Source organism: Halopseudomonas salina (assembly GCF_008641105.1).
Map to the genome: position 1 here is coordinate 1 of NZ_VTTI01000018.1, position 12,812 is coordinate 12,812.

General features: G+C 51.9%; 17 protein-coding genes. 15 read left to right on the forward strand and 2 right to left on the reverse strand.

Features of this window, described 5'->3' with window-relative positions; genetic code table 11:
- Window positions 1-98 precede the first annotated feature (98 nt).
- The 6 genes from FZF01_RS18630 (at window position 99) to FZF01_RS18655 (ending at window position 3,393) form a co-directional block, all read left to right on the forward strand.
- Entirely contained in the window at window positions 99-1,016 is a 918-nt protein-coding gene (locus FZF01_RS18630) for an ankyrin repeat domain-containing protein (protein ID WP_150277871.1), read from the forward strand.
- Between the two features lie 102 nt (window positions 1,017-1,118).
- Window positions 1,119-1,985, forward strand: coding sequence for a PSE family carbenicillin-hydrolyzing class A beta-lactamase (gene blaPSE, locus FZF01_RS18635; RefSeq protein ID WP_150277870.1), 867 nt, complete (start codon window positions 1,119-1,121; stop codon window positions 1,983-1,985).
- Between the two features lie 156 nt (window positions 1,986-2,141).
- On the forward strand, window positions 2,142-2,420 hold the full coding sequence (locus tag FZF01_RS18640; protein ID WP_150277898.1) for a type II toxin-antitoxin system RelE/ParE family toxin: 279 nt from the start codon (window positions 2,142-2,144) through the stop codon (window positions 2,418-2,420).
- 10 nt (window positions 2,421-2,430) lie between these two features.
- A complete protein-coding gene (locus tag FZF01_RS18645) occupies window positions 2,431-2,745 on the forward strand; it encodes a HigA family addiction module antitoxin (protein ID WP_044385058.1) in 315 nt (104 codons plus the stop codon).
- Window positions 2,746-2,890: 145 nt separating this feature from the next.
- Window positions 2,891-3,133 carry a type II toxin-antitoxin system Phd/YefM family antitoxin gene (locus FZF01_RS18650; RefSeq protein WP_150277869.1) on the forward strand — a complete coding sequence of 81 codons (243 nt, stop codon included), beginning with the start codon at window positions 2,891-2,893 and terminating at the stop codon, window positions 3,131-3,133.
- Window positions 3,130-3,393, forward strand: coding sequence for a Txe/YoeB family addiction module toxin (locus FZF01_RS18655; protein WP_150277868.1), 264 nt, complete (start codon window positions 3,130-3,132; stop codon window positions 3,391-3,393). Before FZF01_RS18650 ends, FZF01_RS18655 begins: the two co-directional genes overlap by 4 nt.
- A gap of 79 nt (window positions 3,394-3,472) precedes the next feature.
- Here FZF01_RS18655 and FZF01_RS18660 read toward each other — a convergent pair whose 3' ends face one another.
- Window positions 3,473-3,727 carry a Txe/YoeB family addiction module toxin gene (locus FZF01_RS18660; protein WP_150277867.1) on the reverse strand — a complete coding sequence of 85 codons (255 nt, stop codon included), beginning with the start codon at window positions 3,725-3,727 and terminating at the stop codon, window positions 3,473-3,475.
- Window positions 3,724-3,975, reverse strand: coding sequence for a type II toxin-antitoxin system Phd/YefM family antitoxin (locus FZF01_RS18665; RefSeq protein WP_150277897.1), 252 nt, complete (start codon window positions 3,973-3,975; stop codon window positions 3,724-3,726). Before FZF01_RS18665 ends, FZF01_RS18660 begins: the two co-directional genes overlap by 4 nt.
- A gap of 207 nt (window positions 3,976-4,182) precedes the next feature.
- Between FZF01_RS18665 and FZF01_RS18670 the strand changes: the two genes are divergently transcribed.
- From FZF01_RS18670 to FZF01_RS18710, 9 genes are all read left to right on the forward strand, one after another.
- Window positions 4,183-4,407, forward strand: a complete 225-nt coding sequence (locus FZF01_RS18670) for an addiction module protein (protein WP_150277866.1) — start codon at window positions 4,183-4,185, stop codon at window positions 4,405-4,407.
- 361 nt (window positions 4,408-4,768) lie between these two features.
- Window positions 4,769-5,398, forward strand: coding sequence for a LysE family translocator (locus tag FZF01_RS18675; protein ID WP_150277865.1), 630 nt, complete (start codon window positions 4,769-4,771; stop codon window positions 5,396-5,398).
- A 442-nt stretch (window positions 5,399-5,840) separates the two neighbouring features.
- A complete protein-coding gene (locus FZF01_RS18680) occupies window positions 5,841-6,125 on the forward strand; it encodes a hypothetical protein (RefSeq protein ID WP_150277864.1) in 285 nt (94 codons plus the stop codon).
- Window positions 6,126-6,202: 77 nt separating this feature from the next.
- Complete coding sequence (locus FZF01_RS18685; RefSeq protein ID WP_150277863.1) at window positions 6,203-6,874, forward strand: PspA/IM30 family protein; 672 nt, start codon at window positions 6,203-6,205, stop codon at window positions 6,872-6,874.
- 1 nt (window position 6,875) lies between these two features.
- Entirely contained in the window at window positions 6,876-7,562 is a 687-nt protein-coding gene (locus tag FZF01_RS18690) for a YqiJ family protein (RefSeq protein ID WP_150277862.1), read from the forward strand.
- On the forward strand, window positions 7,562-9,253 hold the full coding sequence (locus FZF01_RS18695; RefSeq protein WP_150277861.1) for a flotillin family protein: 1,692 nt from the start codon (window positions 7,562-7,564) through the stop codon (window positions 9,251-9,253). The genes FZF01_RS18690 and FZF01_RS18695 overlap by 1 nt, the downstream gene beginning before the upstream one ends.
- 10 nt (window positions 9,254-9,263) lie before the next feature.
- Window positions 9,264-9,650, forward strand: coding sequence for a hypothetical protein (locus tag FZF01_RS18700; protein WP_150277860.1), 387 nt, complete (start codon window positions 9,264-9,266; stop codon window positions 9,648-9,650).
- A 63-nt stretch (window positions 9,651-9,713) separates the two neighbouring features.
- The gene (locus FZF01_RS18705; protein WP_150277859.1) at window positions 9,714-11,036 is read left to right on the forward strand and encodes a DUF2314 domain-containing protein; all 1,323 of its coding nucleotides are present in this window, start codon (window positions 9,714-9,716) and stop codon (window positions 11,034-11,036) included.
- A gap of 205 nt (window positions 11,037-11,241) precedes the next feature.
- The gene (locus FZF01_RS18710; RefSeq protein ID WP_150277858.1) at window positions 11,242-12,801 is read left to right on the forward strand and encodes a BCCT family transporter; all 1,560 of its coding nucleotides are present in this window, start codon (window positions 11,242-11,244) and stop codon (window positions 12,799-12,801) included.
- Window positions 12,802-12,812: the final 11 nt, after the last annotated feature.

Below are 12,812 nucleotides of genomic sequence, written 5' to 3' on the forward strand. Positions count from 1 at the left end.
TGCTCTCGGCAATATCAGTCCAGCAGAGTTTGAGCGCAGATGCGCATAACAGTGTCTACTTTTTGTGGGCAGGACCAGTTTTAAGGTAGCATCTACTAATGCCAACTTTCTTTAAAATTGTAGTGGTTTGCATAGCAATTAGCGTGACGCTGGTGAACGTAGTTTTGGTGACCGGCGACTCTGCAATGGAATCTTCTATTGCTCAAGCTAAGGACGAGAAACATTCAGAGTTAATCGAAAGTGGTGCTTCACAGAATGAAATTGACAAGGAGCTTATTTACGTTGAGAAAAAGATTAAATTGATCAATCAGTGGGAAAAATCTCAATTTGAAGATTTTGTGGCAGCCACAATGTTTGCAAGCATTTTGGGGTTCTTGGCTGGCGGCTTTATTTTTGCCTTTTTTGTTCGAAAGGTGTTCCGAAAAACGCAATTGGTATTGATATTTTTTGCATCATTAACCCCAGCGTTATGGCAAGCGTTTTTGTTTGGCACAGACGCAAGAGGTTTAACCATTCTATCTTCAATTGAATCAAAAGATTTCTCTTTCAATCCTTATGCAAAAGATGGTGGCTTCATTAGTCCTACAATGGCTTCTTGGCTCTTTATAAATCACCCTGAATTATATAATGAATGCGGAATGCTTTCCGAAAAGTTAGATCAATGTGATATGCCAATCATTTTTTACATAGGTAACACTCTTGAGTTTGGTAGTAGCGAAGTAACCGAGCGGCAATATAGCCTTCTAGAGGCGGCTATTAGCGACGGCGCTTCTTTAACTGAAGATTACGATGGCTTGGCACCTATACATCAAGCCATTCTATTCAATAACCCCCGTTATACCAAGCTGCTACTTGATTCTGGTGCCGACATTGGGCAGAGAATTAATAGGCCAGATAAATCTTACAATGGATATGACGCGGTAGAGTATTTGAATTATCTTGATCAGAAAGGCAAGCAAGACTTCAATCAATTGAAGTTGGTGATCAATGAGAAACTTAACAAACGCGTCAATTAGGACGCTCGCAAACTCGCGCCTATTACGCGGGCGTTAGCCATGTCATGGAGCCTCATACTTTCAGACAGAATGTTTACAAATAAAAATCATGGGGTTACGCACATGAAGTTTTTATTGGTATTTTTGATTTTGATACCATCTGTGGTTTTTGCAAGTAGTTCAAAGTTTCAGCGAGTTGCACAAGATGTTAAGGCGATTGGAACTTCTCTTTCTGCTCGTATAGGGATTTCCGTTCTTGATACTCAGAATGGAGAATACTGGGATTACAATGGCAACCAGCGGTTCCCCCTAACAAGCACTTTTAAAACAATAGCTTGCGCTAAGTTGCTCTATGATGCTGAGCAAGAAAAAGTTAATCCCAGCAGTACGTTCGAGATTAAGAAAACAGATCTAGTGGCCTATTCCCCTGTAGTAGAAAAGCAAGTAGGACAGGCAATCACACTCGATGATGCGTGCTTCGCAACTATGACTACAAGTGATAATACTGCGGCAAATATCATCTTAAGTGCTGTAGGGGGCCCCGAAGGCGTTACTGATTTTCTAAGACAAATCGGGGACAAAGAAACTCGTCTAGACCGTATTGAACCTGAGTTAAATGAAGCCAAGCTCGATGATTTGAGGGATACGACAACGCCTAAGGCAATAGCCAGTACTTTAAATAAATTATTATTTGGTTCCGTACTTTCCGAAACGAACCAGAAAAAATTAGAGTCTTGGATGGTGAACAATCAAGTCACTGGTAATTTACTGCGTTCAGTATTGCCAGTGGGATGGAATATTGCGGATCGCTCAGGAGCCGGCGGTTTCGGCGCTCGGAGTATTACAGCGTTTGTGTGGAGTGAGCATCAATCCCCAATTATTGTAAGTATCTATCTAGCTCAAACAGAGGCTTCAATGGCAGACCGAAATGATGCGATTGTTAAAATTGGTCGTTCAATTTTTGACGTTTATACATCACAGTCACGTTGATAAGGCTAACAAAGCCAATCACGGCGACAGCTTATCCGTTGCGGCTACGCCTCCACTACAAAGCTGCGCGTGTTGGCGACGTTATGCCCTTCTTTCAGTGTCCTTTGCCATACATTAACGCTTGACGTTATTAACGCTCTGCGTCACTATTTCTTTATGATCATATCGTTCAAGTGTAAGGATACCGAGAAGCTGGCAGGCGGGCGCCGCGTCAGACGCTTTGTCAATTTCGAGCGAGTTGCCTTGCGGAAGATCCGGCAACTCCAGGCTGCAAGTCAGCTTGATGATCTTAAAGTACCGCCCGGCAATATGTTGGAGCCGTTGCATGGTGACCGCCAGGGTCAGCACAGCATTCTAATCAACAGGCAGTTCCGGGTTTGCTTCCGCTGGACCAAGGCTGGTGCGGAAGATGTCGAAATTGTTGATTACCATTAGGAGGTGACTCATGCGCAACATTGAAGCTGTAACGCCAGGCGAGTTACTGAAGGAAGAGTTTCTTGAGCCAATGGGTATTTCTCAATACCGTTTGGCCAAAGAAATTGGGGTGCCTGCTCAGAGAATCGGCCAGATTATTGCTGGAAAGCGTTCGATAACCGCAGACACGGACCTGCGACTTTGTCGCTTCTTTGGTTTGTCCAATGGCTATTGGTTGCGAGCTCAGGCGGCCTACGACACTGAGATTGCGGAAGATGCCCTTGAGGATCAACTGAAGAACATTCGTCCGTGGAGTGCTGTATCAGAAATCGGGCACAGGGCATAACCAACGGCTGCACAGCGACCGATTTTCCGCCGCTTCGCGGCTACAAACCGGTCCATGAGTTCGCACGTTATGCATGACGTGCGTCTTGACGTACGTGCTTGGAAGCGTACACTTGGTGAAAAGTTGATCACGCAAGAGGTGCGTCATGACTGGAATCACAGCAACTGAGGCGCGCAGCAACCTTTATCGGTTGATTGACGAGACTGCCGAATCCCACCAGCCAATCGTCATTATGGGCAAGCGAAACAAAGCTGTTCTGATCTCGGAGGATGACTGGTCTGCCATTCAGGAAACGCTTTACCTACTGTCCGTACCGGGTATGCGTGAGTCTATTCGTGAGGGAATGGATACCTCCGTGGATGAATGCGATGAGGAGCTGAACTGGTGACATGGAAGTTGGTTTACACCAAACAAGCCCAGAAGGACGCAAAGAAGCTGGCCTCCAGCGGCCTCAAGCCAAAAGCCCAAGAGTTGTTGGCACTAATTGCAGAAGATCCGTATCGCAAGCCACCCCCGTTTGAGAAGCTTATTGGTGATCTTGCGGGTGCTTATTCACGCCGCATCAATATCCAGCACCGCCTGGTATACCAAGTGCTTGAAGAGGAGAAAGTGGTAAAAGTGCTCCGCCTCTGGAGCCACTACGAATAATGCATAACCAGTAGCTGTTGCCGGACAATTTCTCCGCCGCTCCGCGGCTACAAACTGGTCCGTGAGTTCGGGCGTTAGATCAGTAGTGATACCGGAGCTGGGCGATAAGCAAAGCGTCATCCGTGGCCTTGTAAACTATTCGGTGTTCTTCATTTATCCGGCGAGACCAGTACCCCGCAAGGCTGTGTTTGAGGGGTTCTGGTTTGCCAACACCTTCGAATGGTTCTCGCTTGGTCTCTTTGACCAGCTTGTTGATTCGGTTAAGAATCTTTTTGTCGGTTTTCTGCCAGTACAGATAATCTTCCCAGGCATTCTCGGAGAAGATAAGTTTCATTCAAGAAGTTCCTTCTCTTGGCCACCGCCTTGCTCCAGCTCGGCAGCGGAGTCCAGCAAACGCCTTGCGTTTCTTGGTGCGCGCAGGAGGTATGCAGTTTCTTGCAGGGCCTCGTAGTCATCAAGGGAGATCATTACCACGGACTGCGACTTGCTCCTTGTGATGATCACAGGGGAATGGTCTTCACAGACCTGTTCCATGGTTTTTGCTAGGTTGGTTCTAGCGGCTGTGTAGCTAATGGCATCCATAAGGCTTTTCCTGTACAGGATATTGAACATGATCAGGATACCGTACGTAAAAGGATTTAACAATCGACTGCATGGCGACCGATTCTCCGCCCCTCCGCGGCTACAAACCGGCGCGTGAGCAAAGCGTTAAAGCCAAAAAGCTGAGCCGTGGCACCAAGCGCCCATCCGTGCCAGAATTGGCCGATACGCGAACGAGAGGTTTCTTCCATGAATCTCCAGAAAATTGAAGACGAGGCGCTCCACCTTCCCAGGGAGGAGCGAGCCCAACTGATCCAGCGACTGGTTCTGAGTCTTGAGTCTCCGTCAGAAGAAGAGCTCAGGTCCGATTGCTTGCTTGAGGCTCGGCGAAGAAGCAAAGAACTCGATAATGGCTCAGTTCGGGCGGTGTCCGGTGAGGATGTCATGCGGAAGGCTAAAGCCCTGATCAAATGAATTATTATTTTCACCCGGCAGCGTAAGCCGAGTTTCTCGAATCAGTTGGCTATTACGAGTCAAAGGTTCCGGGATTGGGTGGTGCCTTCACGGAGGAATTTGAGGCCCTAGCCAGTTTACTTGGTGCGTCACCAAGAGCCTGGCAAGTCGAATTGCCGCCAGATATTCGTAGAGTGCCCCTTCACAGATTTCCGCTATCCATCCTTTACCGAGAGAAGCCTTATGGCTTTCAAGTTCTGGCTGTTGCCCATGACCGGCGACGTCATCAGTACTGGCTTGGCAGGCTTTGACAATTGGCTGCACACGTGCCGGGCGTTAGCGCGTAATTCAACTATCACCATGCGCTACAGGAACATCTTCCATGACCCTCTCCACCTGGCTTATCTATGTAACGGCGGTCGTTGTTCTCACCGTCACCCCTGGGCCTAGTGTGCTGATGTGCGTCTCTACTTCAGTCAACCACGGGGCGCGCAAAGCACTCATTGCTTCGCTAGGGAGTACAACCGCAATCGTGGGGATCATGGCGTTGTCGGCTCTTGGCTTGGGCGCAGCCCTTGCAGCGTCAGAGGTGCTGTTCACCGCCCTTAAATGGTTAGGCGCGGCCTATCTTGCATACCTCGGCATTTCGTCCATTCTTTCTTCCACCAGGGATATTGACGTCTCCGGCGCTGCAGTGGTGTCCACAAGAAAGCGCCTCTTCGCTCAAGGTCTACTAGTCGGAGCGAGTAATCCAAAGGCTCTTCTCTTTTTTGGCGCACTCTTTCCGCAATTCATCATCCCGAGTGAGCCTCACGCTCCGCAGTTTCTACTGCTCGGTGTCACATTCATATTCTTTGAGTTGATGTGGCTTACCATCTATGCGCTTTCAGCGTCCAGAGCCAAACATTGGCTCCAGCAACCACTTCGCGCCAAGCTTTTTAATCGAATCACTGGCGTCGTATATCTTGCTGCTGCTGGTCTGCTCGCAGGAAGCAAACGTGCGAGCGCCTAACCAAATGTTCAAGATGTTCGCTACGCTCTCTGGGACTGGCTAAAACCAGCCCTTAACCAGGTGTCAGCTGTGATTGCCACCCCTTCCTCGCGCAATTGAACGTGACCCCCGCGGCGGCATGCGGCAGTGCGAATTAGGCGCGAGGATGCGCTAGCCCTCCAGATCATTCCCCGGCCTCTGCCGGGGTTTGTGTTTTTGGGCGCGCATCACAGCCGCTGAAAATTATCTTGGACGTCTAATAGCCCCCTGGATTAATCTCGTCCTACGCAAAGGAATGCGAGCTACATCCCGCCTCCAGGCAAGAGTCGCCTGCACTCCTTTCAAAGCTGATTTAACGCAATTCTTCTACTCCCTCGGGAACAGGGCCGCGCGTAAGTGCGCCTGGGTTATGGCGAATAGAAAAAGGCGTTTCCATGCCGATCAAATTTAGTGGAGCCAAGACATGATTGACGCTGCCAGATTATTCGCTGCCGTTGCGCTTTTCTGTTTTGGCCTCTATCTGGTTTTCGACCTGTTTGTGAATGGCTTTGATTTCCTGGTCCTTGCCTGGGCCATAGGCTGCTTTGTCCTTGCCCATTACGTTAAGCCAAGGCGTGATAGCTCCGACAAATTTTCCGTTCTCGATTGTATTGAATTGGCAATCGATATTCCTTTCAGGGTGCTTTCTGGCGGGCTCCGTACGGTCTGCAAGCCTTTCAAAGATGATATCGATGGTTTTGATATTTAGAGGATAAGAAGAGCAGCACTATTGCGGGCTGGTAGAAGCAAACAATTAACGGATGGAACCCCTAAGGAGATACACCTATGAGCGAATCATTACTTGGCCGTGTTGCCCGGCTGGTTGGCGGAACTTTTACCTCGGTGGTCGATGCGACAGAGAATGTGGCGCCGGAGGTGGTGGCCCGTCAGGCGATCGAAGAAGTTGATCGGGCTATTGATGAAGTACGGGCGGAGATTGGGCGCAAGCAGGCCAATAGGCACAATGCCAACCGGGAGCTGTCGTCACTGAATAGGCGGGCGGAAGATCTCAAGGCTCAGATACAGACGGCCTTGCAGCAGGGGCGCGACGATCTTGCAGAAGCAGGAGTGAATGAACTTGTGGGCATAGAGGACCGGCTTCCTATTATCGAAAGCCTAGTGGCAACTACCCAGCAAGAGGAACAGGAACTGAACCGCTATTTGTCGGGGTTGCGTTCCAAGCAGGAAGAAATGGAGCGGGATCTGCAGGTTATCCGTGATCGCAAGCGCGCGGACGCGGGACAGCTGACGGGTGAAACTGGAAGCTCTGCCAGCGGCTCTTCAATCGAGCGCCGGGTCGAGAAAGCTGGAGGCGCAGTTGCCCGTGTTAAAGCCTCTGTCACGGGGTTGCCCACTGGAGCTGAGACCGGTGACGCTTCCGCGCGCGCCGAGTTGGAGGAGTTGCACCGTAAAAACCGGGTTGCGGAGCGGTTGGCGGCACTGAAAAAGGAAGGCTGAGGTGCTCGATCTACTATTGGCAAACGCCAACATTCCGTTCGCGATCGCGCTGACACTGATGGTGATCATCGGAGTGTTCGAGGGTGTGGGGGCCGTGGTGGGTGTCGGCCTGGGAAACATGCTCGATTCGTTCATTCCGGACTTCAGCGTCAACTCCGATTTCGAAGTGGCAGATGCAGGATCAAACTCGGCTTTGTCGCGGCTTCTGGGCTGGCTGAAGGTGGGCAAGGTACCCATTCTGATGTTGTTGGTGATCTTTCTGACCGCCTTTGGCTGTATTGGTCTGGCCATGAATTTTGCGCTCAACAGTGCGCTTGGCGTCATGTTGCCGGCACTGGTGTCCGTCCCCCTCGCTTTTCTGATAGCGCTGCCGTTCACGCGCTGGGGGGCGTCTGCCCTCGAAGCCGTCATGCCAAAAAACGAGACCTCCTCGGTGTCGCTGGAAACGCTCATCGGCCGTGAAGCTGTTGTCACCATTGGTCAGTCAAGCAGCGGCCATTCGGCCGAAGCGCGAGTGCGCGACCAACATGGCCAAACGCACTATGTAATGGTGCTGGCCGAGGAAGGGCACGGACCCTTCGGGCCAGGCATGCCGCTGCTTATAGTGCGGCGTGAGGGCAACCAGTTTGTTGTAATAAAGGGCGACTCCTCCGTTCTGGATAACGAAAAAAATCAAGGAATCAGATAATGGGAAATGCAAGTAACCTCGCTTTTGTATTGATTGTTGCAGGTGTCAGTTTTTTTGCTCTGTTAGTGCTCGGCGTCATTCTTGCGCGACTTTATACCCGCGCAAACAAGGAACGGGCGTTTGTACGGACAGGTTTTGGCGGGGAGAAAATAATCAAGGACGGCGGCGCCATGGTGTTCCCGGTGCTGCACGAGATCATCTACGTGAACATGAACACCTTGCGGCTGGAGGTGCGGCGGGCAAATGATCAGGCGCTGATTACCAAGGACCGCCTGCGCGTTGATGTGACCGCCGAATTCTACGTGCGGGTTAAACCTGATAACGAGTCCATTGCCACCGCTGCGCAAACCCTTGGAGCGCGCACGCAGCGTCCCGAGGAGCTCAAGGAACTGATCGAGGGTAAATTTGTGGATGTACTCCGGTCTGTGGCGGCGGGTATGACCATGGAACAACTCCATGAAGAGCGGGTGTCCTTTGTGCAGGAAGTTCAGACCAGCTGCGCCGAAGACCTGTTCAAGAACGGTCTTGAACTGGAATCTGTTTCCCTGACTGGCCTGGACCAAACGGCCAAGGAATACTTCAACGCGGAAAACGCCTTTGACGCTGAAGGTCTTACCAAGCTTACCGAGCAGCTTGAATCGCGCCGCAAGATTCGCAACGACATTGAACAGGAAACCATGGTCGAGATTCAGATGAAATCGACCGATGCCGCCAAGCGCAAACTGGGTATCCAACAGGACGAGGAATTTGCTCGCCTGGAGCAGACACAGCAGATTGAAAACCGTCGTGCCAGTCAGCAATCCGATATAGCGCGGGTGGGCGCAGAACGCCGTCGCGAAGCCGAGGAGGCGGACATCACCGCCAACCGCGCGGTGGAGCTGGCGCGCATTGCCATGGAAGAAGAAACCCAGAATCGCGACATCGAAAAGAGTAAACGTCTGGAGCTCTCCAAGCAGGATCAGAAAATTGCTGTCGCAGAGAAGTCGAAGGATGAGTCCCGCGCCGCGGCGGAGGCGGATGAAGCTCGCGCCCAGGCAGTCGCCAAGGAGGAGGGAGTAATCACCGTGCGTGAAACCGCACGTGCTGAGCGGGAAAAACGCATTGTCGTGATCAAGGCACAGGAAAGCGCCGAGCGCGAAGCCATTGGCGTGACAGTAGAAGCAGAGGCGCGCAAGGCAGCCGCTACTGATGAAGCTGACGCCATTCGTGTGACCGCCGATGCGGAAGCCGGCGCGATTAAAGTCAAAGCTGAGGCGGAGGCTGAGGGCGCGCGTCAGCTGAACGAAGCGAAAAACCTGCTGAGTCGGGAGCAGGTGGCGTTCGCCGAGAAGATGGAGATGATTGCCCAACTGCCGAAGATCATGGAGCAGGCCATGAAGCCGGCCGAGAAGATCGACAGCATCAAGATCTTCGATATAAGCGGCGCACCGGGTTTCAACGGTGGGGGCGCGGCTGAAGGCAGCAGCAACGGAGGTGGATCAAACCTCTCGGATCAGCTGGTTAATGCCATGTTGAAACATCGCGCCAACGTGCCACTGCTGGATTCCATTCTCAAAGAAGTGGGGCTTGAACACCTGGACCCACGCTCAATCATCGATGGCAAGGTGTTTGACAGGAAGGATTCGGAAGAAAATCCGAACCAGCATACGGGTACAAGCAAACCGACGCCGCCTCAGCCTGTGACCAATTAAGGAGTCAGTAATGAAAGCAATCAGATCTCTAATTGTTCTTGCCGCAGTAGCAATCGTAACCGGCTGCACGACCATGGCCGACTCCATCGCAGAGAAAGGAACAGGCCCCTACAGGATTTATGAAAAGCCTAAGTCCGAGGTGTGGGCTGCGACGGTAGAGGCTGTGCCATCGGTGGGTTTGAAGCTGGTTACAGCTAACGAGTCGTCAAATATGATTCTGGCTCAGCGGGGCGTCACCGCTTTCAGCTATGGTGAGAACGTCGCCATATTTATCGAAAATTACAATGGTAATCAGTCCCGGGTAGAGATCGTTTCCAAGCGGGCAATGGAAACCAACGTGTTTGCGCCTGATTGGTCCAGATCACTATTCGCTTACCTTGACTCCAAGCTCAAGTGAAATAGAGCGAATCCGATTGAATAGTGCGCTTATTGTCGACCGGCTACTGGAGCGTTACCCACCATGAAGTTGTTCAACTTCAGAAATACGATTGTTTTTGTATGTGTACTCAACTTCAGCGGTCTGGTGCTTGCGCTTGAGCCGGCGTCGGAACCCGACATCCGGTTCAGGTCGATTCTGTACTTTTACCCGGAGGTGAAGGCACCGGCCGACGGCGTAGTGGCAGCTTTCTTCGATAGATTTGAGATCGTGGGTGAGCTGCCTGCGGCGTCGACAAAGCCGGTGGTGACTTACCGCTTGATTGAAGACTTGCAGGACACTTATCCGGTGCCCGATCTGGATTACCTTGCCTATTTTGGAAGGGGGCTGGATAGGGAACAGGCAGTGCGAATTCAGAATGCCAGGGTTGGCCTGGTGGTTGATATTGCCTACCCAATGCCTATGTCTGTAGACGGCATGAAGGCGGCGAATCTGACGCTGCTGGAAATCGCCGAGGCTACTGGTGGCGTCATCTGGGATTCAGAAACGCGGGAGCTGTTTACGCCTGACAGCTGGCAGGCTAACAGAGTCGCCCCCTGGGATGGCGACTTACCCATTCTTGAAAAACACACCGTTATTCATGCCTATCAACATGCCGGAGGCGTACGGGCGATTTCACTGGGGATGGCCAAGTTCGGTTTGCCAGACATTGTGGTCAACGATTTCTCCTGGTCCTTGAATCGGTCCATGGGGAATTTGATCAACCTGGTTGCTCAATCGTTTCTCGAAGGGCAGTTCCCACAGGAGGATGGGACCCTGGGTATCAGTATTAATGAGCTTGCAGATACCCGGTATAAACAAGAGCTGGTGGCCAGTCTGGGCATTAACGCACAGCGTGATGTGGTGATTCAGACAGGAAAGGGCGTTCGGGAGGAGGGTGATCCCTATAACTATATTGTTGAATTGCTGTTCCACGACCAGGAGGGGCGTCATTCAAGCGAGATTCAGACCAACCTGCTTTCCTCGTTGTTCGGATGGGAGGATCAGGTCGCTTACGTTCAGCATAACGCAATGATAACTGCCGCGAGTGAATCAGCACGCCAGAAGCTGGACGGCTTGAAAGCGGACTTTAACGCCGGGCTGGCCCCGGGTGAATTTATTCTGCTAAAAGCTCCCTTCGATATTCCTGAGGGTGGAGCAGAGTGGATGTGGGTTGAAGTATTGTCCTGGGATGACGATGCCATATCCGGTTTATTAAAAAATGAGCCGGTGAATATCCCGGATTTGAAGGGCGGCTCTGAAGTGACTGTGATGCAGCAGGACATATTTGACTTCATTCGCCACTATGCCGATGGAACCTCAGAAGGTAACGAAACGGGCGAACTCATACTCAAGTATCAGAATTGATCCGACCGGATCAGTGCGTCGACATAAACGGATGTTCGCTGTTGTGCTGGAACAACGCACCTATCGCTGACGTATTTGATTACATTGAATAATTTCAACGTTTGAGAATGCGACGTAGGATTACCAGCTGACTTTCACCCGTTAATCGTCGTGGCATTCCGCTGGTCCAAATGTCTGCCCGGCTTGCTCTCAAAAGGCAGATTCCATGACTTCTCGATCTGATTCATCTTCGCGGACTAAATACGAGGTCCTGCGCAGTGGCAGCGACCCGGTGGTACTGGTACTCACCGTCGGTTTTATTCTGCTGTTTGTTGGCGCTTCAATTATCAATAGTGAATATGTGGCCGATTTGATTGGCCGCGGCTTCGCGTGGACGGCGACCTATCTGGGCTCCTTCTTTCAGCTCCTGTTGTTACTGACATTCTTTATTGCGGTGGGTACGGCTCTCAGCGGCGCTGGGCGGGCGCGCATAGGTGGGCTGGATCGACCAGAGATAGGCCGTTTCCGTTGGCTGTCGATGATCATGTGTACCTTGCTGGCCGGCGGTGGTGTGTTTTTCGCTGCCGGAGAGCCGGTTTATCATTTTGTGGTTACGCCGCCGGCGTTTGGTACGCAGGCGGGTACGTCTGCTGCCGTCGGGCCAGCTCTGGCCCAGTCGTTTACACATTGGGGGTTTCTGGCCTGGGCTGTGCTCGGCTCACTTACAGCCCTGGTATTGACTCGTGCTCATTACGATCAGGGCAAACCTCTGCAACCAAGAACGCTGCTGTATCCGGTTTTTGGTGAAAAGATGATCCAGGGGCGGGTTGGGGGTGTGATCGACGCTTTTTGTGTGATTGCCGTGGTGGCCGGAACAGTTGGCCCGATCGGGTTTCTGGCCACACAAATGAGCTTTGGTTTACACGAGCTCTTCGGCTTTCATGACGGGTTCGGTACCCAATTGACGGTGTTGGTCATTCTTGCTGCGGTGTACATGACCTCGGCAATGACCGGCCTGCACAAGGGTATTCAGCTGCTCAGCCGTTTTAATGTACTACTGGCGCTGGCCATAGCAGCGGTAATTTTCATCTTTGGTCCGACCCTGTTTCTGGTTAACAGCTACACCCAGTCGATGGGTGAATACGTGACGTCATTTTTTGCCATGGCGACCATGACGGCCGAGACAGCACCTGCCTGGTGGATGAAGTGGTGGACGGTGTTTTTCTTTGCCTGGTTTATTGGTTATACCCCGTTGATGGCGGTATTTGTGGCGCGAATCTCACGCGGCCGCACTGTGCGGGAGATGATCTTAGCGGTGGCTATTCTTGCACCGATCGCCACCACTATCTGGTTTACCCTGCTAGGTGGCTCGGGTATTTACCATCAGCTTGCAGGCACCTTCGATCTTACCGAGGCGTTGAATAATTTCCGTTTTGACGTGGCGACCCTGACTGTGGCGCAGGCTCTTCCAGGAGGCACCTGGATGGCAGCGGCAATCTTGCTGCTGACGACCATTTTTGTGGCCACCACCGGTGATTCGATGAGTTATTCAATTGCCATGGTTGGCGCCGGGCACGACGAGCCAAGTCCGTGGCTGCGTGTATTCTGGGGTGGGGCCATGGCTCTGATGGCGGCCATTCTTCTGTACATGGGAGCGGGTCAGATTGGGGTCCTGCAGCAGTTTATTGTGCTTACTGCCATACCCGTCTCGCTTATTATTCTACCTTCGCTTTGGACGGGGCCTCAGGCGGCGATGGCGATGGCCCGCGAGCAGGGACTGGTTTAGTCTTCTTGGGG